Annotated in this window: 20 protein-coding genes; 6 read left to right on the top strand and 14 right to left on the bottom strand. The window is 43.4% G+C overall.

Annotated elements, in window-relative coordinates:
• Positions 1 to 87 precede the first annotated feature (87 nt).
• Entirely contained in the window at positions 88 to 2946 is a 2859-nt protein-coding gene (locus tag NWQ57_RS01785; RefSeq protein ID WP_306020245.1) for a TonB-dependent siderophore receptor, read from the bottom strand.
• A gap of 611 nt (positions 2947 to 3557) precedes the next feature.
• Here NWQ57_RS01785 and maiA point away from each other — a divergent pair.
• Entirely contained in the window at positions 3558 to 4196 is a 639-nt protein-coding gene (gene maiA, locus NWQ57_RS01780) for a maleylacetoacetate isomerase (RefSeq protein WP_306020244.1), read from the top strand.
• 3 nt (positions 4197 to 4199) lie between these two features.
• On the opposite strand, the gene NWQ57_RS01775 is transcribed toward maiA, so the two are convergent.
• The 3 genes from NWQ57_RS01775 to NWQ57_RS01765 are packed head-to-tail and all read right to left on the bottom strand — an operon-like array spanning position 4200 to position 7070.
• The gene (locus NWQ57_RS01775) at positions 4200 to 5588 is read right to left on the bottom strand and encodes a HAMP domain-containing sensor histidine kinase (RefSeq protein ID WP_306020243.1); all 1389 of its coding nucleotides are present in this window, start codon (positions 5586 to 5588) and stop codon (positions 4200 to 4202) included.
• On the bottom strand, positions 5575 to 6243 hold the full coding sequence (locus tag NWQ57_RS01770) for a response regulator transcription factor (RefSeq protein WP_306020242.1): 669 nt from the start codon (positions 6241 to 6243) through the stop codon (positions 5575 to 5577). The genes NWQ57_RS01775 and NWQ57_RS01770 overlap by 14 nt, the downstream gene beginning before the upstream one ends.
• Complete coding sequence (locus NWQ57_RS01765) at positions 6243 to 7070, bottom strand: MipA/OmpV family protein (RefSeq protein WP_306020241.1); 828 nt, start codon at positions 7068 to 7070, stop codon at positions 6243 to 6245. Before NWQ57_RS01765 ends, NWQ57_RS01770 begins: the two co-directional genes overlap by 1 nt.
• 280 nt (positions 7071 to 7350) lie before the next feature.
• Here NWQ57_RS01765 and NWQ57_RS01760 point away from each other — a divergent pair, with 280 nt between their 5' ends.
• Positions 7351 to 8106, top strand: a complete 756-nt coding sequence (locus NWQ57_RS01760) for a VacJ family lipoprotein (RefSeq protein WP_306020240.1) — start codon at positions 7351 to 7353, stop codon at positions 8104 to 8106.
• 145 nt (positions 8107 to 8251) lie between these two features.
• Positions 8252 to 8863 carry a phospholipid-binding protein MlaC gene (locus NWQ57_RS01755; protein ID WP_306020239.1) on the top strand — a complete coding sequence of 204 codons (612 nt, stop codon included), beginning with the start codon at positions 8252 to 8254 and terminating at the stop codon, positions 8861 to 8863.
• A gap of 117 nt (positions 8864 to 8980) precedes the next feature.
• On the opposite strand, the gene NWQ57_RS01750 is transcribed toward NWQ57_RS01755, so the two are convergent.
• From NWQ57_RS01750 to NWQ57_RS01735, 4 genes are all read right to left on the bottom strand, one after another.
• Positions 8981 to 9133 carry a hypothetical protein gene (locus NWQ57_RS01750; RefSeq protein WP_306020237.1) on the bottom strand — a complete coding sequence of 51 codons (153 nt, stop codon included), beginning with the start codon at positions 9131 to 9133 and terminating at the stop codon, positions 8981 to 8983.
• An 85-nt stretch (positions 9134 to 9218) separates the two neighbouring features.
• Positions 9219 to 10970 carry a dipeptidase gene (locus NWQ57_RS01745; protein ID WP_306020236.1) on the bottom strand — a complete coding sequence of 584 codons (1752 nt, stop codon included), beginning with the start codon at positions 10968 to 10970 and terminating at the stop codon, positions 9219 to 9221.
• A 298-nt stretch (positions 10971 to 11268) separates the two neighbouring features.
• Positions 11269 to 11622, bottom strand: coding sequence for a DUF1428 domain-containing protein (locus NWQ57_RS01740; protein ID WP_306020235.1), 354 nt, complete (start codon positions 11620 to 11622; stop codon positions 11269 to 11271).
• A 548-nt stretch (positions 11623 to 12170) separates the two neighbouring features.
• The gene (locus tag NWQ57_RS01735; RefSeq protein ID WP_306020234.1) at positions 12171 to 12890 is read right to left on the bottom strand and encodes a GntR family transcriptional regulator; all 720 of its coding nucleotides are present in this window, start codon (positions 12888 to 12890) and stop codon (positions 12171 to 12173) included.
• Positions 12891 to 13129: 239 nt separating this feature from the next.
• Between NWQ57_RS01735 and NWQ57_RS01730 the strand changes: the two genes are divergently transcribed.
• Complete coding sequence (locus NWQ57_RS01730; RefSeq protein WP_306020233.1) at positions 13130 to 14188, top strand: aromatic ring-hydroxylating dioxygenase subunit alpha; 1059 nt, start codon at positions 13130 to 13132, stop codon at positions 14186 to 14188.
• A gap of 19 nt (positions 14189 to 14207) precedes the next feature.
• Positions 14208 to 15149 carry a PDR/VanB family oxidoreductase gene (locus NWQ57_RS01725; protein ID WP_306020232.1) on the top strand — a complete coding sequence of 314 codons (942 nt, stop codon included), beginning with the start codon at positions 14208 to 14210 and terminating at the stop codon, positions 15147 to 15149.
• A 2-nt stretch (positions 15150 to 15151) separates the two neighbouring features.
• Here the strand turns inward: NWQ57_RS01725 and NWQ57_RS01720 are convergent, their stop codons facing one another.
• The 6 genes from NWQ57_RS01720 to NWQ57_RS01695 all read right to left on the bottom strand — a co-directional run bounded on the left by NWQ57_RS01720 (position 15152) and on the right by NWQ57_RS01695 (position 22073).
• Positions 15152 to 15673, bottom strand: a complete 522-nt coding sequence (locus NWQ57_RS01720; protein WP_306020231.1) for a response regulator transcription factor — start codon at positions 15671 to 15673, stop codon at positions 15152 to 15154.
• Positions 15666 to 16742, bottom strand: a complete 1077-nt coding sequence (locus tag NWQ57_RS01715) for a HAMP domain-containing sensor histidine kinase (protein ID WP_306020229.1) — start codon at positions 16740 to 16742, stop codon at positions 15666 to 15668. The genes NWQ57_RS01720 and NWQ57_RS01715 overlap by 8 nt, the downstream gene beginning before the upstream one ends.
• Positions 16743 to 16779: 37 nt before the next feature.
• Positions 16780 to 18912 (bottom strand): TonB-dependent siderophore receptor, encoded by a 2133-nt coding sequence (locus NWQ57_RS01710; protein WP_306020228.1) that lies wholly within the window; start codon positions 18910 to 18912, stop codon positions 16780 to 16782.
• Positions 18913 to 19450: 538 nt separating this feature from the next.
• Positions 19451 to 20275, bottom strand: a complete 825-nt coding sequence (locus NWQ57_RS01705; RefSeq protein WP_306020227.1) for a hypothetical protein — start codon at positions 20273 to 20275, stop codon at positions 19451 to 19453.
• Between the two features lie 361 nt (positions 20276 to 20636).
• The gene (locus NWQ57_RS01700) at positions 20637 to 21563 is read right to left on the bottom strand and encodes a DMT family transporter (protein WP_306020226.1); all 927 of its coding nucleotides are present in this window, start codon (positions 21561 to 21563) and stop codon (positions 20637 to 20639) included.
• Positions 21564 to 21644: 81 nt separating this feature from the next.
• Positions 21645 to 22073: an Lrp/AsnC family transcriptional regulator gene (locus tag NWQ57_RS01695; RefSeq protein WP_306020225.1), complete on the bottom strand. Its 429-nt coding sequence runs from the start codon at positions 22071 to 22073 to the stop codon at positions 21645 to 21647.
• Between the two features lie 133 nt (positions 22074 to 22206).
• On the opposite strand from NWQ57_RS01695, the gene astA reads away from it, so the two are divergent.
• The gene (gene astA / locus NWQ57_RS01690; protein WP_306020224.1) at positions 22207 to 23226 is read left to right on the top strand and encodes an arginine N-succinyltransferase; all 1020 of its coding nucleotides are present in this window, start codon (positions 22207 to 22209) and stop codon (positions 23224 to 23226) included.
• Positions 23227 to 23392 lie beyond the last annotated feature (166 nt).

Below are 23392 nucleotides of genomic sequence, written 5' to 3'. Positions count from 1 at the left end.
TCCCTTTGACTGAATTTTATTCGCCATTTTAAAAGAGGCTAAGTGAAGTGCTCACTTCGACTTAGCCCGCTGTAACGTTATCTAGACTTAGTAGTCGAATCTCACACCTAAGCGAAAATATCGACCAATCAAATCATGACGTGTGTTCGATACGCCAAGGTCATCTAGTGCAGTACCGCCATCAAATCCAACGCGAGGAGGCTCTTTGTCAAACACGTTATCAATGCTGGCAAACACTTCAAAGCTCACATCGTCTACATCAATGCGACGACTGGCAGTTAAATCAATATAACTGACAGCATCAATTTTATTGTTATCAACATCAACACCAGACTGCCAACTTGCATCAATTACCCCCTCACCAATATAACGATGACGCAAAGAAACAGTATTAACATAATCGGTATACCGGATTGAGGTTAAACTCGCCCATTTTTGCGGGCCACCATTTACCGCACCATTACCACCGGCAAATTCACCTAAGAGTTCATCTTTTATGCCTCGATCTTTAGTGTAATGTTCAGTGGTATGGGTCCAAAATGACCGAATATCCACATTGCCGCCGGCCAACTCGAACTGGTAGGTGACTTCAAAGTCGTAAGCAGTCAACACTTCTTCGGTTAAGTTAACTGGAGAGTTAAAGATATTTGTCATCAGCCCTGTTGCAGAATCACGTTGAATCAAACTACAAAAGGAAGTCTCGCCGTTATAACAGCGATCAACGATGTCCTGGTCAAGCACGGTATCAATAGCGCCGTCCACGTTAATGTGAAAGTAATCTAAGGACAAAGACAGGTTTTCAATAAATTCAGGCTCATACACAATACCAAAAGTGGTGGTATCTGCTTCTTCGGGTGATAAATCTGGATTGCCGCGAATAGTGCGCGTGACCAAGTAGTTAGCCACACCTTCACCGAGGGGATTTTCGACGAAGGGGTCGTTAAAATACAAACTGTTAGTTTGTCCACCACTGTAGTATTCGTTTAAATTTGGCGCTCTGATATCGCGAGATTGGGTACCTCGTAAAGACACGCCCGCACCAATATCATAAGTTAAACCGCCTTTCCAAGTAGTGACTTTACCGCTGGTACTGTAATCAGTTAACCTCACTGCAGCATTAAAATCTAATGAATTGCCTAACGCTGAATCAAAAAAGATAGGCACTAATACTTCAGCAAAGACTTCATTAACGTCATATTCGCCTTCTGCATCTTTGTAGTTACCCACCCACCAACCGCTGACTTGCGAAATAGGATCGGCCTTACCACTAAATTGCTCTTTGCGATATTCGTAACCAAAAGAGGTAGACACAGCACCTGCATCAAGTTCAGTGATATCACCACTAAACGTGATTGAAAGTACGTCTTGGGTCAGCTCTAGATCTTGACGGGCAGTGCCAACAACATAATCAATAGCTGCTTGACTCGGAGCGCCTAAACCAAAAATATTAGCGGCTACACAGCCATTGCCAGGGTCGGTAAGGCTTGAACGACACACCACATTACCATTACCATCTGATACAGCATCCGTTGCCAGCGCATATTTTGCGGTATTGGCATCACTTCTGGTTTCATTAACGACGTCAATACTGCCACGCTCGTAATAAGCCGCCATCGACCACTTGTCATTTATTTCATAATCCGCGCCAATTAAATAGCGTGTCATGTCTCGTTCGTTGTATGGATTAGCGCGGCCAAAATCTACGTTTGAGCGCCCCATAGGCACAGAGGTCATACCAAAACTGTCCATCTGGTTAGCTAAGTCTGCGGGTAAGAATGGATTATCTCTTGAAATCGTTAGAGCACCAGCAAAACGATAATACGGCACTGACAGTGATTCTCCTTCCGTTGAGCCACTCATAAACTCTCCGTAAACTGTTAAATCATCTGTCACATCGTAGGTGGCATGTAAAAACCCAGTGATCTGTTGGTATTCTGCCAATATTTGCGTGCGGGCCGAAAAGTCATTTAACTGACCATCTCCGGTCATACTGCTGCCCAGTGGCCCCCCTGGATAACGCGTGCCAAAGTTAAAAGGTAATAAAGCACCCTCAGGTGAAAACGTAATTCCAGCTAAAGGGCCGGCACTCAAAAAGGTATGGCCAGCGTCAGAACCAATAAAATTACCGACGTTATCGACCACTAAACGCTGAGGCTCACCATTGCCCTCTGCATAAGCGGGGTTATTAACCAGTTTTGTACTTTTAAACCAATCCCGCGAGTCAGCGCGGTCAACACCATCTGCTTGGGTGTAATTAAGGCTACCGATAACGTGCCCTTTTCCATCAGCAAAATCAAAACCAGCGGCTAAATTTGCTTTAAATTCATCAGCATCATCGTAGCCTGAGCGGCCCGCTTGCACTGACCCCTTAACGCCGGTGAATTCTTTATCTAAAACTAAGTTAACTACACCCGCCACAGCGTCTGAACCCCACGCAGCCGATGCACCACCCGAAACGATTTCCGTGCGTTTTAACAAGGTACTGGGCAACATATTAATATCAACTTGGCCGGTCACTGCAGCACTTACCACCCGACGTCCATCAAGTAATACTAATGTGCGGTTACTGCCAATACCACGTAAATTAAGAAAATTAGCACCTTGTACACCAGAGCCCACATCATTAGCAGAACTGCGTGGTGAAGTTGCAGCGCCCATTGATGGTAAGCGGTTTAAAGCATCAGCCACATTCACAACACCCACATCATTTACAAAAGAAGAATCGAGTACCGTGGTAGGGGTAGGCGCTTCGTACCCAGGACGAGATTTAAGCCGTGATGCAGATACAACAATTAACTCTACAGCCTCTTCCTTGTCACTCTTGTTCGTATCAGCTTGTTCCTGTGCAGAAGCCACAGATAAAGGCATCGTGCTGGCAATGCCAAGTGCGAGAAGAACACTTGCACAGCAACGGTTGCGTAAAAATGGTTTATGTGTTGTTTTCATGAGTAGACCCTTGTTAATTACATGTTGCGCTGATTAACTTAAAATTCACAACTATGATGGTAATAGCATGTATAAAAATCTTACATGGCACAAAATGACTAAATAACTTGCATTTATTGACATATTATTTTTTATGCAAGTTGTTGAGCTGCAAATACAAATATCTAAGCAATGCTTGTATCTTGTGCTTATTTCCTCTGCCCCGCTAAGCAGCGATTAAGCGATACTTAGCAACCAAATGGTCAGCCGTTAACTGCCTTGCTTTTGGTGGCCTTCAGAACTTGCTCATTAACAAGTGCTAACTTCAGTCTGCCTATAACACTCATTAATTATTTGTAATTATTGTTAATAAAACATTAACAATACCAAATCCTCGCACACCCGCATTAGTGCAACAAGCGATATTATCCAAGCGATTAAACAGCTTTATAAAGCAATAAACGAGTCGTTTTTGCCCAACTTTTACTGTCACATGTTCTTTCCAAGCGGCCTTCGCCAAATGACGCCGCGTTTATTGATATTCGTCTGGCGATCGATAAAGTACGTCACACCAATCCTTTAGCGTGTTAGCGGAAATGGGGTTTTAAATTGGATGATGGCGGGGTTAACAGATGACGTTATATAGTTATTGGCGCTCTAGCGCTTCGTTTAGGGTGCGTATTGCCTTAAATATTAAGGGTATTGATTATCAGCAAGCAGCCGTTCATTTAGTAAGAAATGGTGGGGAGCAACACTCGGATTTGTACAAAGGTATTAACCCTCAAGAACTGGTACCTGCACTGATTGACGGCGACAATATTCTTACTCAGTCCATGGCCATCATAGAATATTTAGATGAGATGTACCCAAACCCTGCCTTATTACCCCAAGCTCCATTAGCTAGAGCAAAAGTGCGCGCCATGGCAAACATAATTGCAACAGACACCCACCCGATCCAAAATTTACGAGTGCTACAAAAACTAAAATACCAGGGGTTTAGTCAGGAACAAGTTAATAGTTGGGTTGTGCATTGGATTGAGTTGGGTTTTATAAGTCTTGAAAAAATGTTGAAGGATGTTCCGCAGGGACAATATTTTTATGGGGATACTCTCACCTTGGCAGACATTGCTATCGCCCCTCAGTTGGTTAACGCCAAGCGTTTTGGTGCTGATTTAAGTAAGGCCCCAAGAGTAAAAGAAAAAATTGATAGACTAATGGCATTACCTGAGTTTGATAAGGCTAAACCTGAGAACCAAGCTGACGCAGAATAAAACTCACACTAAACTAGGGCGTGAAGTTAATAAATTTGTATTAACTAAGGTAAAACATAAACCAGGTATACGGTTGTGCGCACTTAATTGCCAACCGTGGGTCTGAGCAATTTCACTACAAATGGCTAAACCTAGGCCTGCACCGTGATCTCGTCGATGGGGGCCACGCCAAAACCGTTCGAACATTACTGCTAACTTATCTTGCTCTACTCCTGGGCCCCAATCCCGTAAACTTAGTTGCGTAGCATCAATATCAATGCGTATTTCACTGGCGATTGGTGCATGTTGAATGGCGTTTTCCAACAAGTTTTTTATTAAGATAAACAAGGCGGCATTGTCCGCTTCCCAAATCACAATCGTTTCAGGTTTTATTCTCACTTGTACATCCGCCGCCTTGGCCATAGGCAGCAAGTAGATAAGAACTTCATTGGCTGTTTTTACCACATCTACTCTATCTAGTTTGAAGTTTTGCTCTTCGCTGACTTCAGCCAGTAGTAATAATTGTTGTACTTGACGAGACATGTGCTCAATGTCATTTAACAACATCAGCCTGTCTGGCGTTTTATCCTGCATTTCAATCTGGGCACGAATTAAGGCAAGGGGCGTTTTAAGTTCGTGGGCTGCAGTAGCCAAAAACTCACGTTGAATGCGATAGCCATTTTCCAGCCGAGCAAGAACCCGGTTAAAGCTATCCACCAAAGGTACAATTTCAGTTGGTATGTTTGCCGCTGATAGTCTTTCGTTTAATGAGCGAGGCGAAATTTTAGCTGCAGACTCAGAAATATCTCTTAAGGGGTTTAAAGTACATCTTAGGGTGATGTAGGCACATCCCCCAAAAACAAACAGCATGACTAAACTGAATAATACAACGCCAAACACCATAAAGGGTAAGGCAAAGCCTTTGTGCATTAAATTATAAAAGCGTTGACTGACCGCAAACTGGATAATCCAACTTTGGCCTTGATGTTGGTAGGTGCTGGCTGCACTATAATAAGCCAAACCTCCACGTTCAACCTTTTGAAATTGGTCTTTTGCTGCTACCAACACAGTATTCACAATGCCGAGTGTTGCGGCTGAACCTAACATAACGCGTCCATCTTCGCTTAAAACTCGATAGGCAGCTTCACGGTGTAGACTATCAAAAATCCAATTGAGCTCGTCATCATGCTTGCCAAAACCGATAGGCTGTCCATCTAGGTCAAATAACAGAGCATCGGCCATTTTGTGCGTAAAATTCATAAGATCTTTACTGGCAAGCCAGTCGCTTTTATAAAAAACAAATACGAAAGTTAACGCACTCACTAATACAATGGTAAGCACTGTGCCCACCACGTAAGCCAGCAATACTTTAAAACTAAGACTATTTGACCAGCTTGATTTAACGAAGCGCATAACCTGAATTTCTCATGTTTACTAATTCCAAACGTGAATCAATGGCTTTTAATTTGCGCCGAAGTCGATGTAATGCAACATCTAAAGCGTTTGGGGTAACGGCTTCACTTAAGCCCCACCCAGCGCCTTCTAGGGCACTGCGCCTTACTACATTGCCCTCTTTACGCACCAACAACATCATAATTTGTAACTCTGCAGGCGCCAAACTAATACTTTCAGCGCCACAATACATCATACTGATATCAGGTTTGATAGTGATATCTTTGAAGGTCGGTGCCAACACTATACTCTCGGCGGGCCTGCGCAGTAAGGCTCTAACACGTGCGACTAATTCATCCATAGCAAAAGGCTTGGTTAAGTAGTCATCAGCGCCAGTATCGAGACCTTCTACGCGGTCATGCAAGGCATCGCGAGCAGTAAGGATAAGACAAGGGATGGTATTTCCGGCCACACGAATTCGTTTCAACAATGACAGCCCTTCTCCATCAGGTAAACCTCGGTCGAGTACCATGGCTTGATAGTCTATTTGCTGAAACGCAGACCACGCGGTGTCAATTTTTTCAAATACATCAACCGCTATGCCAGCAGTATTTAACTGCTTGCTGATCAGGGCAGCCAAACGTTCATGGTCTTCAACAAGTAAAATACGGTTCATCAGAAAGTATGCATATAGATAAAAAAGAGGGTGTTTTCAGTGGAGCTATCTACCAGCGGGCTATCTTTGATTGCACTGCCCAGCTGACTTACTCCAACATCCAATATCATTGCGTTTTGCTTATCAAACATATAGGCACTTCTTAAACCATATTCAATGTTGAGGCTCGATTCACCCCTATATGCAGGACGATCACTGCGGACTTCATGAGCACGAACACCATAATGGTAATCAACAAAATGGTCATCTTGCCATGTTAGCATTAGCCGCGGGGATAACATAACGTGGTTTCCAAACATCCATTTTTTTTCAAAACCTAATTTTGCCCGATTACCTTCCCTGTCACCGGACACATCAAACATCCACTGGGCGCTAACATCGACCCAAGGGTTAACCCATTGCAGTTTTGCCCCCAAGGCAAACACACCCTTGCGCTCGTCCATGTCATTTAAAATCGGCGTGTCACGGGCTTCACTATTATCATAGCCACTGCCCAAGTCATATTCAGCACTTAGACTAAAATCAATCTGCTGTGAATGACTCATTTCGTAGCTTGGCAACTTAACATCAAGATGGGTTCCAAACCACCTGATGTAAGGATTTTCGTAGGTTATAATGGGGATTATTAGGGTGTCTCGAGCAATATCTTTATAGGCTTTTTGATTGCTGACTACTCCAACACCAGCCCCCCATTGTGAACCTTGAACTATCGAATGTTTTGGCGTCTGCGCTATCGTACTTGTCGAATACCATGTAGCCGACACAAGGCTTATGGTGAATAGAGCGTGCTTGAATCGCTCTTTTGCGTTTGATATTGGTAAAATCATGATAAGTATCTGCGCCGGTAAAAATGTCTCAACTCAGTATGGAAGGAGGCAACTTACCAAAAACTTACCGATAAATATTTCTTATCCCTCTGTTTATATACTTTCTCATAAACGCATTTGAGCCCACAGCCAGTGTTTAGCGATGGTGCTTCTAAAAGTGCTCAAAATAACCGGCTCGTAAAACCTATTTCCAGTAAGTTTTAAGAAAGATTAGCTGGTGTAACGTTTTGCCACCGTGCCCCCAATGTTCACTTAAGTCTAAACCCCAAAAGGTAACCTAATGAAAAAAAGTCTCTTTTTAATGATGCACCTGAGCCTACTGATATTAACCGGCTGTGTCTCCAACAAGGCTATTGATCAGGAAAGTATTCAATACTCAGATCCACTGGAAACAGTTAATCGTTCAATTTGGGATTTCAACTATGAGGTGCTAGACGCCTTCGTTTTGCGTCCGAGTGCCGTTGCCTATGTCGAATACATGCCGCAAGCAGCACGAACTGGTCTGTTGAATATGGCAGAAAACCTAGAAGAGCCTAGCAATTCAATCAACAACTTATTACAAGGCAAGGTTGCTGATAGTGTCAGTAGTCTGGGCCGCTTTGTCTTGAATTCCACAGTGGGTTTATTAGGTGTGATCGATGTGGCCAGCGAAATAGGACTCGAACGTAAAGAGGAAGCGTTTGGCGAAGTATTGGGTAGTTGGGGTCTAGAAACTGGTCCATACCTTATGCTACCCGCTTTAGGCCCGAGTGATGTTAGAAGCGGCGTGGGTGATTATGTTGATAATTTTTATGGCCCCTTAGACGCTCTTAATATTTACTTTTCTATTTTCCGTATGAGCATAAAAGCCCTTGATGCCCGCGGATCTGTGATTCAGCAAGAACAACAATTACATGCCTCAGCCGATCCCTATAGCTTTGTTAAAAATGCTTACTTTCAAAATCTAGAGTTTAAGGTAAAGGACGGAAAAATTGAAAAAAGTGCAGAAGAACAGCAGCAAGATGAAGAGATCGACGCGTATTTAAACAACCTTTAACACGCTCTAAAGACACTCACTTGACCTAAAAAAGCCTATTTTGCTAAACACAGGACCAGTAAGTTGTCAGTAAATATAAAGCGGTAAAGTGCTTATATTATCAAGAGGCAGTGAACCTATGTTCACTTAAAAAAGAGAAATCAACATGTATAGAATAATCATCACCTTAATCAGTATTTTTTTGCTATTTAATTCGGCATGGGGCTTGGCCGCTGAAGTCGATTCAAGCAACCCCTACTCCATGGTAGAACAAGTGGCCCGCAATACTTTTTCACGTTTAACAAGTGAGCGCGAGCAAATTAAGCAAGACCCCTTGCTTATCAATAAAGTGGTTGAGCAAGAACTTATCCCTTATCTAGACTATCGCTTTGCTGCGCTTAAAATTTTAGGCAAATACTATCGTCAGTATCCTCTCGAAAAAATTAACCAATATACTGAAGTCTTTAAGACCTACTCTGCCTCTGTTTTCGCCAATGCCCTTCATTATTACCAAGACCAAGCGGTTGAATTTGAGCCAGCCCGAGAATTTAACAATCAAAAACAAACCACCGTACGCCTTAATATCAATCAGGGTAGCAATAGTATTAACTTGGCTTTTGTGGTGAGAAAAGATACGAAAACCGAACAATGGCGTGTGTATGATGTGGTAGCAGAAGGCATCAGTATGTTGTCTAGTTTACAAAGTCAGTTCGAACCCATATTAAGAAAAGAAGGCATTGAAGCGGTAATGAAAACTATGCGTAATACAAAAGACTGAGGCCCGAGCCCGTCATTAAAATAAAACACTCTTTTTAACTTAAGCCTCAGAAGCATATTTAGGTCTATGGGCATAGAAGCATATGGGGCACACAATTCTAGTTTTAAGACTAATGACTTATAACACAAACGCTGAAATAACTGATGAGATGCCCTTCTCACGCTTAAAACCCGCATGGTCTTGTGTCAGAGCAAATCGGGATGAGGACCTTAACATAGCTTGGGCTTTCTCTTCTTTTTGCTGGCGAGATAAAACGGCTGATTTTCTCATGCCTTGCCACCTGTTCTTGATGCTTGATCAGTGCAAAAACTTAAAAGCTCGTATAACAACGAGCTTTTAATTGTTTCAATGTCCTTTAAAGCTGAGGAATTTGTCCCACCCGGGCAATCATTTCAGTAATAATTTGTAAGTCCAGTAGAAACTGTTCAACCCGTTTAAATTCGTTGGCATTGTGGCCGGTGTATTTTTCATTCGGCATTGCCAAGCCAAACTGTACGCCATTGGGCAAATTATGCACTGACGTGCCGCCATTTGATGAACCAAAAACCCGTGGCATCGCTAAATTCTCAGTAGCCACATCCAACAACGCATTGACCCAATACCCTTCGGGATTACGGTACATGGGTGCACGGATGCCGGCACTGAGTTCAACATTAATACCCGACTTTTGTTTCCACAATGCCAGCTTTGCTAGGATATCCTGCTTGATGTCGTCGACTTCTCGGCCCACTGGCACGCGTAAGTTCACGCCCACTTGCAAACTCGTTTCATTGAGGTTTATTAAAGTTACTGAATGGGTTAAGGGGCCCATAAAGTCATCAGCAAAACCTATCCCCAGGTTCTGCCCTAGATAACTTATGCCCCAATTGGCTGCCACGTAACTGGCTGCGTCGGTAATATGGTTCGAGCTAAACATAGGGGTTTGCTGCTGTGCAAATGCGATGAACGCTAACATTCTTGAAACTGGATTAACCCCGGATTCGGGTTCAGAGGAATGGGCAGAGATACCTTTTACTGTTAACTCAACACCATAAGAAGCCTTAGATGCGGTAATCGTAAAATTACCGCCATTGGCTTGTATAAATTGACTTGCAAGCTTGTGTAATTGCGTCATTAAGCTAGCAGCATCAGCGCTATTGATTTGAGCAACACTGGCTCCAGGAATTTGATTCATGGCAAGTCCCCCCGTAATTGCCACAATCTCAGCACTGGCTTTACTGTTCGCTTGTCCCGCTCTAACTGGGAATGTTGCCATCACGCCACCAGAGCCTTTTTCTGCAATAACCACTGGATAACCGCCGTCTAATGCTAAGTTATAGTTGGGGGTAGGATTGCGGGCAAAATAATAAGGTATCGCGTCTGAAGAGGTTTCTTCGGTGGTATCGATCAATAAGTGAAAGTGACGCAACAAAGGAATATTTTCTTCTTGGATCACTTTCATGGCATACATGGTTACAACAATGCCATTTTTATCGTCTTCTGCGCCCCGACCATACATGCGGTCGCCGATTAAGGTCAACTTAAAAGGATCGAGTTGAGTACCGTCTTCAAGGACCCACAACGAAGGGGTCACAGGCACAACATCAGCATGAGCATGAATACCAACCACTTCATCAGAACTCCCCTTCAGCGAAACTTCAAATACGCGGTTGTCGATATTGCGAAAAGCCAAGTTAAACTTTTTGGCAATAGCGGCAATGGCATCCGCCATAAGATAAAACTGCGGATTGTCGTGCTGCGCTACCCCCTCAACTCTAAACGTTGGAATGGCAACCAATTGAGCCAACGTTTCAATTGCGTCCTGACCGTGTTTAATCCGCGTATACAAACCCAATAAACGCTGCAGCTGATGTAATTGGCCTTCGTTTAACGTCTCTTTTGCGCGATATTTATTTATTGCAAGACCTAAGCTCTCATGCTGATTTATGGTGTGTAATGTCAATACCTGAGTTAAAAAGTCATCAAATGTATCGCTAGTTTGTAACCTTGTATTGGCGATAATCTGGGTTGACATCTTAGGGTTTAAATTTGCTGGGGATGCAGTGGCATAAACAGCGTTTACCAATCCGGTGATGATCAGCAAACCAGCCTTTAACAAAATATTCAAAGTAAGGTTATCCTTTTAGTTTGGATAGAGTAAACAGCCGACTATCTTATCGTGACATACAGACAATCCAAAACTTCAGATGAAAAAACAGCGTAAAGCGGCAAAAGTTGAGTAAATAAAAGGCTATATTGTTACAAGCGGTAATGATAAGCCGTGATATTTGCTCCTAGACTCCCTCTTGCCGCTTCAACCTAGGCTATATCAATAGCAATGACACAAACAGTGAGAGTGCGCTTTTCAAAAAGCGCTATCACTAAATGCTCAATAACGTTATTCAGGATCACGCTATACCGGTCGGTTAAATTTCAGAAACAATAGTAAAACCACCGTAGATTAACCGTTTACCATCGAAAGGCATTGGATTGGTTTCTGGATCCATTCGAGGGTCTTGCATAGAAGCCTGCCAACCTGCATCACGGATGGCCTTAGATGGCCAGATTATCCAAGAAAATGCGACGGTTTCGCCCTCCTTTTTTTTCACCGCGAATGGAAATGAGGTAATTTCACCCTCAGGTATCTCGTCTCCCCACGTATCAACCACTTGCAAAGCCCCATTGTCTTTTAAAACACGGGCCATTATCTTTGCATGCTCAATAAACGTATCTTTGTTTACATCAGGTACCGCAGCGACAAAACCATCTACATATGACATTTACGTATTCTCCTATCTATTAAATAACCATCGCCTATTTTTAACGCAACGCGTTTCATCAATAAAACACCCTACTGCATAACTCAGTCCTTTTCAGCTTATTAAACTGCAATCGTTAGGTTTTGCTTTTTTTAGACGTATTAGCTGCCTAAACTTGATGCTGTTTATCTTTTCAACAGAGCTTAGAAGCTAAGACAAATAAAACAAGGCTCTTTAATTGCCTGATTACCCACGCAAACAAGATTATCAGTTTAATAAATAGGGCATTTAATGATGATTGAATTTGATGAAAGCGTTCGGCAATTAGTGCTATTCACATTAAGTAGAAGGTACACGAAAGTCCAATACAGATAGACTGGCCATCCAACAAGACAAAATCACGGCTCCCTTACCTCGTCTCAACAACATAAACGCGCGCTATTTCGCAATTTAACAGCAAAACGTAAGCTCTCAGGGTCAATCCTAAGGGAGTCAATTTACAACAGGATTATTTTCTACAAGGTCAGCTCATGATGATTGGCAATGCTCAGAGCTTAAAACGATCACACTCATTCAAGGGCAGTACGCTCGGCTTTTTGCAATACCGTATTACTCGTGTTTTTATCAAATAAATCTGAATAGGCCAACGTGGCATGGGCGTGTTCTTTCATTAAGGCTTCGGCTCGTGCACCTTGACCATTAATCAAGGCATGGTAAATCGCGTGGTGTTGCATATGCGCATAGTGTAAACGGCGATATTCTCTGTCTAATTGCTGAGGGTTAAACGCTAACGCACTCACCGAAGCAAAGGGCAAATGTTCGCTTAAGGCCAGCGCCGCTTTCACCGCATCGTTGCCACTAGCGGTAATGATTAAGTCATGAAAACGCATATTCATGTTGTGGTATTTTTCAATATCGTCTTCTACTAATGCGCCATTTTCAAACAGGAGGTCGCCAGCAGCTAAGCAAGTCTGCATTGCTTCCCGACAGCGTTGATCGAGGCTTTTTTCTGCGGCCTGTCTTGCTGCTAAGCCTTCAAGTACTCCACGTACCTCGATAGAGTCGCCTATTTGCACAGCACTAAGATTTCTGACTTGATAACCTCGGCGAGGCAGTTTTTCAAGTAAACCTTCTTGTGCCAATGCACGAAAAGCAATCCGAACTGGTGTACGTGAAATGCCTAATCGGTCGGCGGTAGGTATTTCTGCTAAACGTTCACCGGCACTAAACTCACCTGAAATAATTTTGTCACGCAGTATTCGAACAACCGATTGCCCATCGCGAACCATACTTTCGCCCCCTAATTTAATGAATACACAATTCTTTGTCTAATCTCGTGTATACAGTGTATTGGATCCAATTGTAAAAAGCAGCAGTAGCGCTCTGGTTAAATTAGCGCTCACAACTCAGTGAATCAAGGATTGGCATTCGTCACCTGTAAGTTATTGGATCCAATTTATGCATTTTAACTTGATCTTTACTTATTTAATCGTATTATTGGATCCAAAGTTAATTATTTGTAAAAACCATGACTCAACAAACTTTCCCTCTCAATACGTGGTATGTCGCGTGTACTCCAGACGAAATAGAAACACAGCCTTTTGCCCGTAAAATTTGTAATATTCCTCTGGTATTTTTTCGTAATCAAGACAATGAAATCAAAGCGCTAGAAGATTTTTGCCCCCACAGAGGGGCAGCTTTATCTTTAGGTTTTGTCGAGAATGGCCAGTTAGTATGTGGTTATCATGGTTTACGCATGGAAGATACCGGCAAAGTTGCCTCAATGCCGAATCAACGAGTAGAAAATTTTCCTTGCATTAAAGCGTATGCCACTGTCGAGCGTTACGGATTTGTGTGGTTATGGCCCGGTGACCAAGCCTTAGCAGACGATAAGCTTATCCCAGAATTAGAATGGGCTATTAGTGAGAACTGGGCCTATGGCGGCGGGCTCTATCATATTAACTGTGATTACCGCTTAATGGTTGACAACCTCATGGATCTGACTCACGAAACCTATGTCCATGCCAGTAGCATCGGGCAAAAAGAAATTGATGAATCCCCGGTTGCGACCAAAATGGAAGGCAAGCAAGTGGTGACAAGTCGTTTTATGGATGGGGTTTTTGCGCCGCCATTTTGGAAAAATGCACTCAAGGCCAACGACTTAGCAGATGATGTTTTAGTTGACCGCTGGCAAGTTTGTCGATTTGATTTACCTAGCCATATCATGATTGAAGTGGGCGTAGCGCATGCTGGTCACGGTGGCTACAACGCTCCGGCTGAAGTCAAAGCCAGTAGTGTAGTGGTTGATTTTATTACTCCCGAGTCTGACACTTCCATTTGGTATTTTTGGGGCATGGCGCGTAATTTTAAACCTCAAGACCAAAGCCTGACCGACTCAATTCGTGATGGTCAGGGTAAAATTTTTGCGGAAGATCAAGAGGTGTTAGAAAAGCAACAGCAGAATTTGCTTTTCTACCCAGACCGCCAAGTGCTTAAACTCGATATTGACGCCGGTGGTGTCATGGCTCGCCGTTTGATTGAGCGTGCGATTAAACAAGAACAAAACTCTGCTGTTTTAGCAAAGTAACCTTAGGTTAATGTCCCTTATGATTCACGTTACTGTAAGTGAAAAATCCGTCCTCAGCGACCGCATTTGTCGTTTATTGCTTTGTGCTGCTAATGGCCAAGAATTGCCTAAAGCCACACCCGGCGCTCATATCGACGTACATTTGCCTAATGGTCTAGTGCGTCAATATTCATTGTGTAATGAGGCAAATCGTAATGGCTACGAAATAGCCGTTTTAAACGAACCACAAGGCCGAGGTGGTTCTGCTTACATACATGAACATCTAACTATTGGCGATAGTCTGCAAATCAGTGAACCGAAAAATTTATTTCCTTTAGACTCCAGTGCAAGACGTACCATACTGATTGCTGCTGGCGTGGGTATTACCCCCATTTTGAGTATGGCGGAACATTTGCTTCAAACTGGCGCAGATTTTACCTTGCACTACTGCACTAAAACTCCCGAACAAACGGCTTATTTGCAACGGATCACACATTCAGGTTTAGCTAAATTTAGTCATTTTCACTTCAGCCAAAACGGTAGAGTAAATCTCGCCCAAGTGATTACTGCGCCACAAGACGATCTGCATGTGTATGTTTGTGGGCCGAATGCATTTAATGATGCCGTAATTGAATGTGCTATCAGTAAAAACTGGCAAGGGGCGAATATTCATCGTGAGTATTTCAGTGCAGCGCCAATCGACCATAGTTCCGACGGCAGCTTTGAAATCGAAATTAACAGTACAGGTGATGTGTTCAATGTCCCCGCCAATGAGTCGATGCTTGAAGTATTGGAAGATAGGGGATTTTTCATTCCTGTTGCCTGTGAACAAGGCGTATGTGGAACATGTATTACCGGTTTACTCAGTGGTGAAGCAGAGCACAAAGATGTATTTATGACCCCTGATGAGCATAGCAAAATGAATAAAATCACGCCCTGTTGCTCACGGGCCAAATCAAAGCGTTTAGTGCTCGATTTGTAATATTATTTAGGCGAGTGCTTTTGTAACTTGCGCTGTAAACTGCGCCGATGCATACCTAAGGCATCGGCAGTAAGGGTGACATTTCCTTGGTTTGCCAATAATACCCGTTGAATGTGCTCCCACTCAGCTTGCGCTTTGGTCATGGGCTTTGGCTCAGCCCCCGTCTGCGCTAAGGGTGTCTCTTGCAGACGCTCAATCAATTCCTGCAATCCGACGGGTTTGGCAATATAGTCGGTGGCGCCTCTGCGCATGGCTTCTACTGTAGTGGCAATACTGGCATAGCCAGTAAGCATAATCAGATGTTTGGGCGCAAATTTAGCTTTAAGCGGAGCAATGCCGTCAAGGCCTGAACCTTCAAGTAACATCATGTCTAAAAGTATGCCATGCACAACTTGTGCTGGTGCAGCTAGGGCTTGCTCTAATGATGTATACACACTTACTTGAAACTGCTCAGTGCGTTGTAAGCGGCGCTGCAACACTTCAATAAACGTCACATCGTCATCTATTACCAAGAGATTAAGCATCGGGTGATGGCTCTTGTACGGGCAAATTAATTGTCGTAATGATGTGTTTTCCTTGTTGCTGCCAGTTCACTTCACCGGCAAATTTTTCAAGAGTCGCATTACTCAGTACCGCGCCAATACCATGCCCTTTGGTACTGGGCGTAACCCGGCTGCCTAAAGCGGCAAGTGTTTCTTTTGACAAGGCCTCACCCTCATTGATAATTTTTATCAACCAACTTTTGTTTGATTGTGAGGCACTGATGCGCACCGCAGAGTGTTGCGCCAAACTTGCTGCCTCACAGGCATTGATGATGATGCTGGTTAGTGCTGGCAAGATAGTGCGGTCGGCATGGATAAGTGCTGTTCTGTTGTCATCTACTAACTGCCAATCAATAACTGATTCCGGCCGAGCGACGTGCATCAACTGTTGTAAAGATGACCACAACTCCTGTATTGAATAGGCATGTAAACGTTTTTCTCGTACATCATCCGCAACCTCACGCCAATTCAGCAGATGCTGCTCGATGCGCTGAAATTGCTGTTCGAGACAAAGAATAAGGTCAGACTGAGGTTGTTGCTCTAGTACTTCCTCGAGTAATAAGCGGATTGATTGCACGGGCGTGGCGACATCATGACTTAATTGAGCGGCGGCAGTACCAATGGCTAATAATTGCTCATCCCGCAATTGTTTTTCGCGTAGGGTGTTGACTGTTTTTTCGCTTCGAAAAAGTAACACTCTAAAATACGCGACTAACACCGCCATCAATGCCGCGGTGAGAACAAAGCTACCAACCATCGCATAATAATGGCCAAGCATTTGCCCATGATGACTATGTTCAGACAACAAGGCTAATTGGGTCAATTGGGCAAGGATACTTAGCAACAACACCACAGTAGCATGGGTGTAAGGCAACAACATAAAGCCCAGCACCAAAGGCACTAATAAAATGGCGTTGAAGGGATTGGACGCTGCCCCGTTGATCGCAATAAGCCCATTGATGGCCAAAATTTCGAATAATAATAGTGCCAACATCAGCCAAGGTGCAAAACGTATCTGGCGGCGCAGTGCCAACACAATCAATAACAACATAAGGATCTATCCCTAACATAGGTGGGGTGCAGAATACTTAAAATTGGTAGTTTAGGCCAAAATTAAATGAACGCCCCTCACCTACCAGTTGCTGAAATCCTTGAGTGGTGTCTCGTTTATATTCTGCGACTGAAACACCGCCTAATGGCATATGGTAATACTCGTCAAACACGTTAGTGATGGCAAAAGTCAGTCTCACGCTAGCGACTTCGATTTGACTTGTAAAATTGATCAAATGGTAACTGTCCGTGGGATTTTCAAGCCGGCTCTCATCTACGGAATCCTTTTCTGCGACCCATTGCCACACGAGAGCATGCTGCCAATCACCCAATTCTTGTTGCAAGCTGAGTTCTGTTTGTAAGGGCTTGATTTGATATAAGGGCTCGTTGCTCCCATCCCTTTCACCATCAGTGGTGGTAAGCGTGGCATTTAGGCCAATTCGCCCCATGCTTGCGTTATTGACTAGCTGATAACCTCCCTCAAATCGGGCACCGTACAAGGTAGCGTCTACATTACTAAATTGCAGAATATTTCGTTTCGTCAGCTCGCTGGCGCCATTGTTAAAACTGCCAATAAGCTCAACATCCACATAGTCTGAAACGTTGGTATACCAGAGCTTAGCACTGAATTTCCACTCATCGTTTTGAGCGCTTTTAGCAAAACGAACACTTGCCGTGTGCGCAGTTTCAGGCTGTAAATCGATTCTGCCAACATACCCATTTCCATCGCCAAACCAGCCAATCATAGTGGTGGCCATGGTGCTGCGCCCCCAACTGTAGCGTTCGTATAAATTTGGCGCACGGTTCTTACGAGCGAGACCAAACTCAAAAGACTCATGTGGGGATATTGAATAGCGGGATAATATACTGATATCCACTAGGGTATCGCTTTGTTTTCGGTCAAGGGCGTTAAAGGCCATTGCAGCGCTTGCATTAACATCCATCATGCTGCCCATTCCTCCCATGCTCATGCCGTCGCTATAAGCTGCTACGTCCCCCGTATTGGTGCTAACGTGTTCAAGGCGAATGCCTGAAGATAGCTGCCAGTTTGCCTGCAACTGTTGTTCAAACTCAGCAAAAGCGGTAATACGTCGACGTTGACCAGCGTTAATATTGATATAATCGTTAGGCCCCATCATCATTGAACCTTCAACTGCGGGCCACCAATCATCAATCTGATAGTCATAGAAGGCATGGCCTACTATCAATCGTTGCTTGGCATTAAGATCAACACCCCATTGGAGTTGATAGCTCAGGTCTTTTGCATCCGTGTTCATAGGCATCATGCCGGTTTTTTCTGCACTGAAAAATCCCATTTCATGTTTAACGTGGTGCCAATTAAGCTGCGCCTCAAATTCACCTTGTGCTAATTGGCGCTGATACTGCGCAGTTAAGCCAACACTATTATTATCGGTCATGTCCATATATTGGTTAGGAAACCCTTGAAACGGAATAGACTGGTGCATTAATTTTATGGCAAGCTGCTGCGTATCGTCGCGCACTGCTGCGCTTAAGCTGTGATTTTGCGCACGATAAAGCGTATCTAGTACCTGCTGCCCCTGACCATCTTGATAACTGTTGGCATCATCAAAAGCCCCCTGATATTCAAGGCTTAGCCAAGTATTAGCGAAGCTTGTGCCCACACCTATCGATTTTCCTTGATTGTTGCTGCGGTACTGAGCTGACACATAAGCTGAACGCCAAGCGAGTGTTTCATCATCATTATACTGCGGATTGATTGAATTAACGTGGATCACACCTGCAATATTATCGCCCCCCGCGCTGACCGGAGAAATTCCTGCTACCACTTCCAGAGCGTGCACCTGGTTCGCTGAAATATACGACAGTGGGGGGTTCATATGATTTGCGCACGCAGCGGTAATATCCGCACCATCGACTACAACCTTAACCCTATCTCCCATCATCCCATTTAAAATCGGTAAACTCGACATACCACCAGCGGCAGAAAAATCCACACCCTGCTCTTTTAATAGCGCGTCAACACTACCTAAGTAATGGTTAGTGTTGAGATGATTGCCGTGGACTTCAATGATATCCGTTTCATCGTCAGCGAACACGGATGAGCAGTAAAAAACCATAAGAGCAAGGGCAATGGGTGACAAAACGGGCGAATTAGAGGGATTAAAATGCGCAAAACCAGTAAATTTCATTAATTACCTTGATAACTGCAATGTATTAGGTGGCAGTATACAAAGGCACTTAAGTGCTTGAAATGCGGCAAATTGTCGCACCTAATCAGAGTCAGCCATCTGACCATTGATATCTTGTCGGGTCGTCAGTCACCCCAGCGTATTAGTCTTATGAATTCAGCATATAAAAAAGTAAATAGCGCGGTATGGAGCAGCAAAACCTGAGTATCAGGATTGCACTTTACACTAACAGGGGATAACAATGCGCAGTGTTGACATGCTAATTTTACTCACATAATCAGGACTTAACTCGCCTATTTCAGACCAAAATAGTGTGATGGCCCTATCAATATGTGTAACCCAGTGGGTAAGGCTACCGTGCTTGAAGGCTATTCCCTTAAGTGCGGTCGACCATCCTTATGCTTTACAGTAAATTCAAGCCATTGGCAGCAGGTTAGCCAGCCTGAGTGTTGACTAGCGCTGCGCCGTGCGGGCTTTACCCTTACGCCTTGGGATCGATCCGTTTAGGTCGGCATGTGAGAAGTGACAAAGCGATTCACTAGCCGACTGATGCTTGCGACAATAATTGGTCAAATACCTCATAGTGCTTGTCTCTTACAGAGTCACACAGTTGGCAATAATCTTTGCTCCGTAAGTTGATAGATTGATTCTGTGACGCGTTAATTATTTCAATTTTAATACAGGCCAACAACTGATTGACCTTTGCCTTTTGCTCTTCGTTAGCGGGCAAACCACTGCGCCATGCCCTATCTGTGGTTTCGGTAATTTTTTGTTGTAAATGCGTAAGACGAATGCGCGCGGTATTGTTGCAAGCACCATCCAGTAAAACAGTGGTGCCCATCGTTTTGACTTGATCGATACACTCAAGGGCGACTAACCATTCGCACCACAGCACGCGATTATTTCTGATGCCGCTCAATTTTAAACGAGTCAAACCATGACTAAGGGCAATATCGTCAATTAAATACAGTACATTCTGGATCAATGAGTTGTGTTGCAAGACATTGTTATCCGCCGAGTGTGATGGAAAGTTTTGGCTTAATTTGGCCCAATGTTCGCTGATACTTAACCACAATTCATTGGCGAGGATCTTATTGTTGTTTTGCAATATGTCATCAATATTAAGCTTAATGTCTTGTTGAATATGCTTAATTTCACTGTCTAACTCCGGCTCGTTTTGCACATAATGAGCAACCACACTTCGATGTTTTTGCAATAAATTTAGCAACAAACGCAATTGTTGAAGATAACGCAATCCTTCTCTTTGCAGCGTGACTTTATCTTTGGCTCTGTAATGTTTATAAAACAGTATCAGCAGAGCCGCGAATAATAGGCCAATTAACATCATCCATAGGTGAAACATAACAGCACTTTCTCCTCGTTTGTTTAGGTTTGTCAGTCGATAACTAGCCGGGGTACCACCCTGCTTTTGCTAAATAAAACAAGGTGCTTATCTCCTGTACAGATAAAGGTTTAAGCAAAAGCCAGGGGCAGAACACAAGCCAAATCGATACTCGATTCATCGTCCCCTGTACGACTGATTAGTGCAGCAGGTTTTATGCCATGAGGAACTAAATTATTCTTTACCTTACAAAGCTCGTTCTTAAGCCTTAAGTAAAGGAAATGAGCGGATGTATTGGCGCCATCGTTGGGCAACGATGCCTTAGCGACTGTAATACGCACCAAGCCAGTGCGTAAAATTTACCAAGAAATGCGCAAACAGTTTAGCGTAGCTGATTATCGGTCGCCGGTTTCACAGGCAAGAGTAAAGCTCTGAGTTTTCTAAAGGGAGTCAATACGATGATGTTGCCACTCAAAACTAAAATAAAACCTAAAAATGAGTTGGCTTGTAGTACAAATCCTTCAAATAAGATGCTTAATACCACAGCCACCACTGGAAATAACACCACGGTATAACTGGCTTTTTCTGGGCCGATGTCTTTTATCAAAATAAAATAAAATGCAAAAGCCAATACAGTACCAAAAACACTTAAATACAATAGGGAGCCCACATAAGCGGCCCGTGTATCGAAACTGAATTGCCCGCCACTTAACATCACATACACTGATAAAAAGCCGGCCGCATATAACATGCCCCACGCATTACCCTGCAATACGCCGATGTTACGTTTTGAATTTCGCACGCTCGTCATGTTACCCAGTGACGCGATCATGGTGCCTCCAATTGACAAGCCCAAACCGATCATGGCTTCGCTAGACATATCAAAGACTTTAATGTCCTGCCAAAACAAGGCAACAATACCGGCTAAGCCAAGGCCTGCGCCCACAAACATTCGCGGAGCAATGGCTTTACCAAAAAATAAGCGATTATTGACAATATTCATCAGTAACAAAGTTGAAAAAGCGATAGACGTCATGGCGGAAGTTAGATGAGCCTGCGCCCAATACAACATCAAGTAATTACCACCAAAGTTACATACTGCTAGGCATATAAAAAACAAATGATCTTTGGCTTCGTACTTTAAAGGAAGTTTTTTAATAAGGCAGTAGGCCCACATTAAACCGGCTGCAATGGCAAAACGGTAAACCAAGGACGCTTCAGGCGCTACCACGCCTAGTTGAAATTCGATAGCGAGCCACGTTGAGCCCCAAATTAAAACTGTCAAAACATATAACAAGGTACTGCGCATTAATGAGCTCTCACCACCAAAATTCTGGACCGGGATTGTACTATAAGATGGGCCTTAAACACCTACCTCTTCATGTCGAAATTAACGTTTAAACTTCGTCTCCAAAATTACAGAGGAATTGGTGCGCTCTACCCCTTCGAGGTTACCAATATCGTCTAATAATTGACTTAATTGTTCCAAAGATTGAGCTTGAACCACTGCAATAAGATCAAACTCACCACTTATTGCATATAGCTCGGCTATCTGACTGATTAAACGCAATTGGCTATTGGTTTTTGCCGTGAGCTTTTGCCTGACTTTAATTGCGACGTGTGAACAAACGAGTTCACTTAAGTACTGACTACCAAACTCCACTGAATACCCTTTGATCACGCCAGTTTGCTCTAATTTAGTTAAACGATTTTGCACCGTTGAACGGGATAAATTGAGGACTCTGGCCAGATCAGAGATCGTCGCTCTGGCATTACTCCGTAATATCGAAATCAGTTGTTCGTCTTTATCGTTTATCATTTTGCACATTAATTTGGTTAATTTGCTTTATTTTACTGTCAATTTAACCAGTTTAACACTGCAAATTTACCTTCATTTCATGAACAATAGGGACTGCTCAATCGCAGCATAATTAAATAGGTAAGCTACTTTCATGCACATAATTAGACCCATTCGCTCAGATGATTTCAGCGCTTTGCAGCAAATAGCTATTGAATCGGGTCACGGTTTTACGTCTTTACCGCAATGTGACGAGCAGCTTGGCGCAAAAATTCAAGCCGTAGAAAATACAGTGAATAATCTGAATCCGGTAAATCACGATGGCAGCTATTTATTTGTGCTAGAAGATACAGACAGCAAAGAAATTCTCGGTACCACGGGCATAGAAGCGTCTGTTGGCATGACCTCCCCCCTCTATCACTATCGGCTTAGCAATATCAAACAATGCTCAAAAAGTTTGGGGGTAAATAAACTCGTTAGTACCCTTAATGTGTGTAACGACTATCATGGTGCCACTGAGATCTGCACCTTGTTTTTACGTGAAGCCTACCGTAAGGGTTTGGCTGGCCGTTTGCTGTCAAAGGTCCGTTTTTTATTTATGGCGCAGCATCCACAGCGATTTTCATCTACCGTCATTGCAGAGATGCGCGGTGTCAGCGACCAGCATGGCAAGTCACCTTTTTGGCAATGGCTACAAGAACACTTTTTTGACATCGAATTTAATGACGCAGTGCACTTAGTTGGTGTAGGCGAAAAACACTTTATCTCTGAGTTAATGCCAAAACATCCCATTTATGTCAGCTTACTCAGTCAAGCGGCCCAAGCAGTCATCGGGCAAGCACACGATAATACGGTTCCTGCCTTACGCTTATTGCAACAAGAAGGCTTCGCACATAAGGGGTATATTGATTTATTTGATGCAGGTCCGACGGTCGAAGCCCAGCTAAATGAAATACGCAGTGTCAATGACAGTATCACCGCTACCGTTAATATCGCTGATGTAAGCAGCAACGACAATATTATGCTGTGTAATACCAAGGTTCGCGATTTTCGTGCCACGGTCTCCAATCAGGTAAGTTATGATGATAAAAGCCTTGTTTTGACCATTAGCCCAGAAATCGCAGAACATTTACTGCTAGCAAACAATGATCTAGTCCGATTTTTAACCCTTTAATTGACTCATTCGGGTCATTGTAGCTTTTTCAAAGCAGTGAGTAGGCTGCCTAATGACTTACTAAATGTGCAAAATCATAAAATACATGATGACATAGTGAATAAATAAGCAGGCTTTGGTTGACTCTCAGGTGGCATTATATTTTATTGGCTCAATAAAATTAATT

The organism is Paraglaciecola sp., assembly GCF_030730205.1.
Classification (GTDB): domain Bacteria; phylum Pseudomonadota; class Gammaproteobacteria; order Enterobacterales; family Alteromonadaceae; genus Paraglaciecola.
Note: the sequence above shows the minus strand (reverse complement) of the source record. Positions and strands in the feature narration are given on the sequence as shown.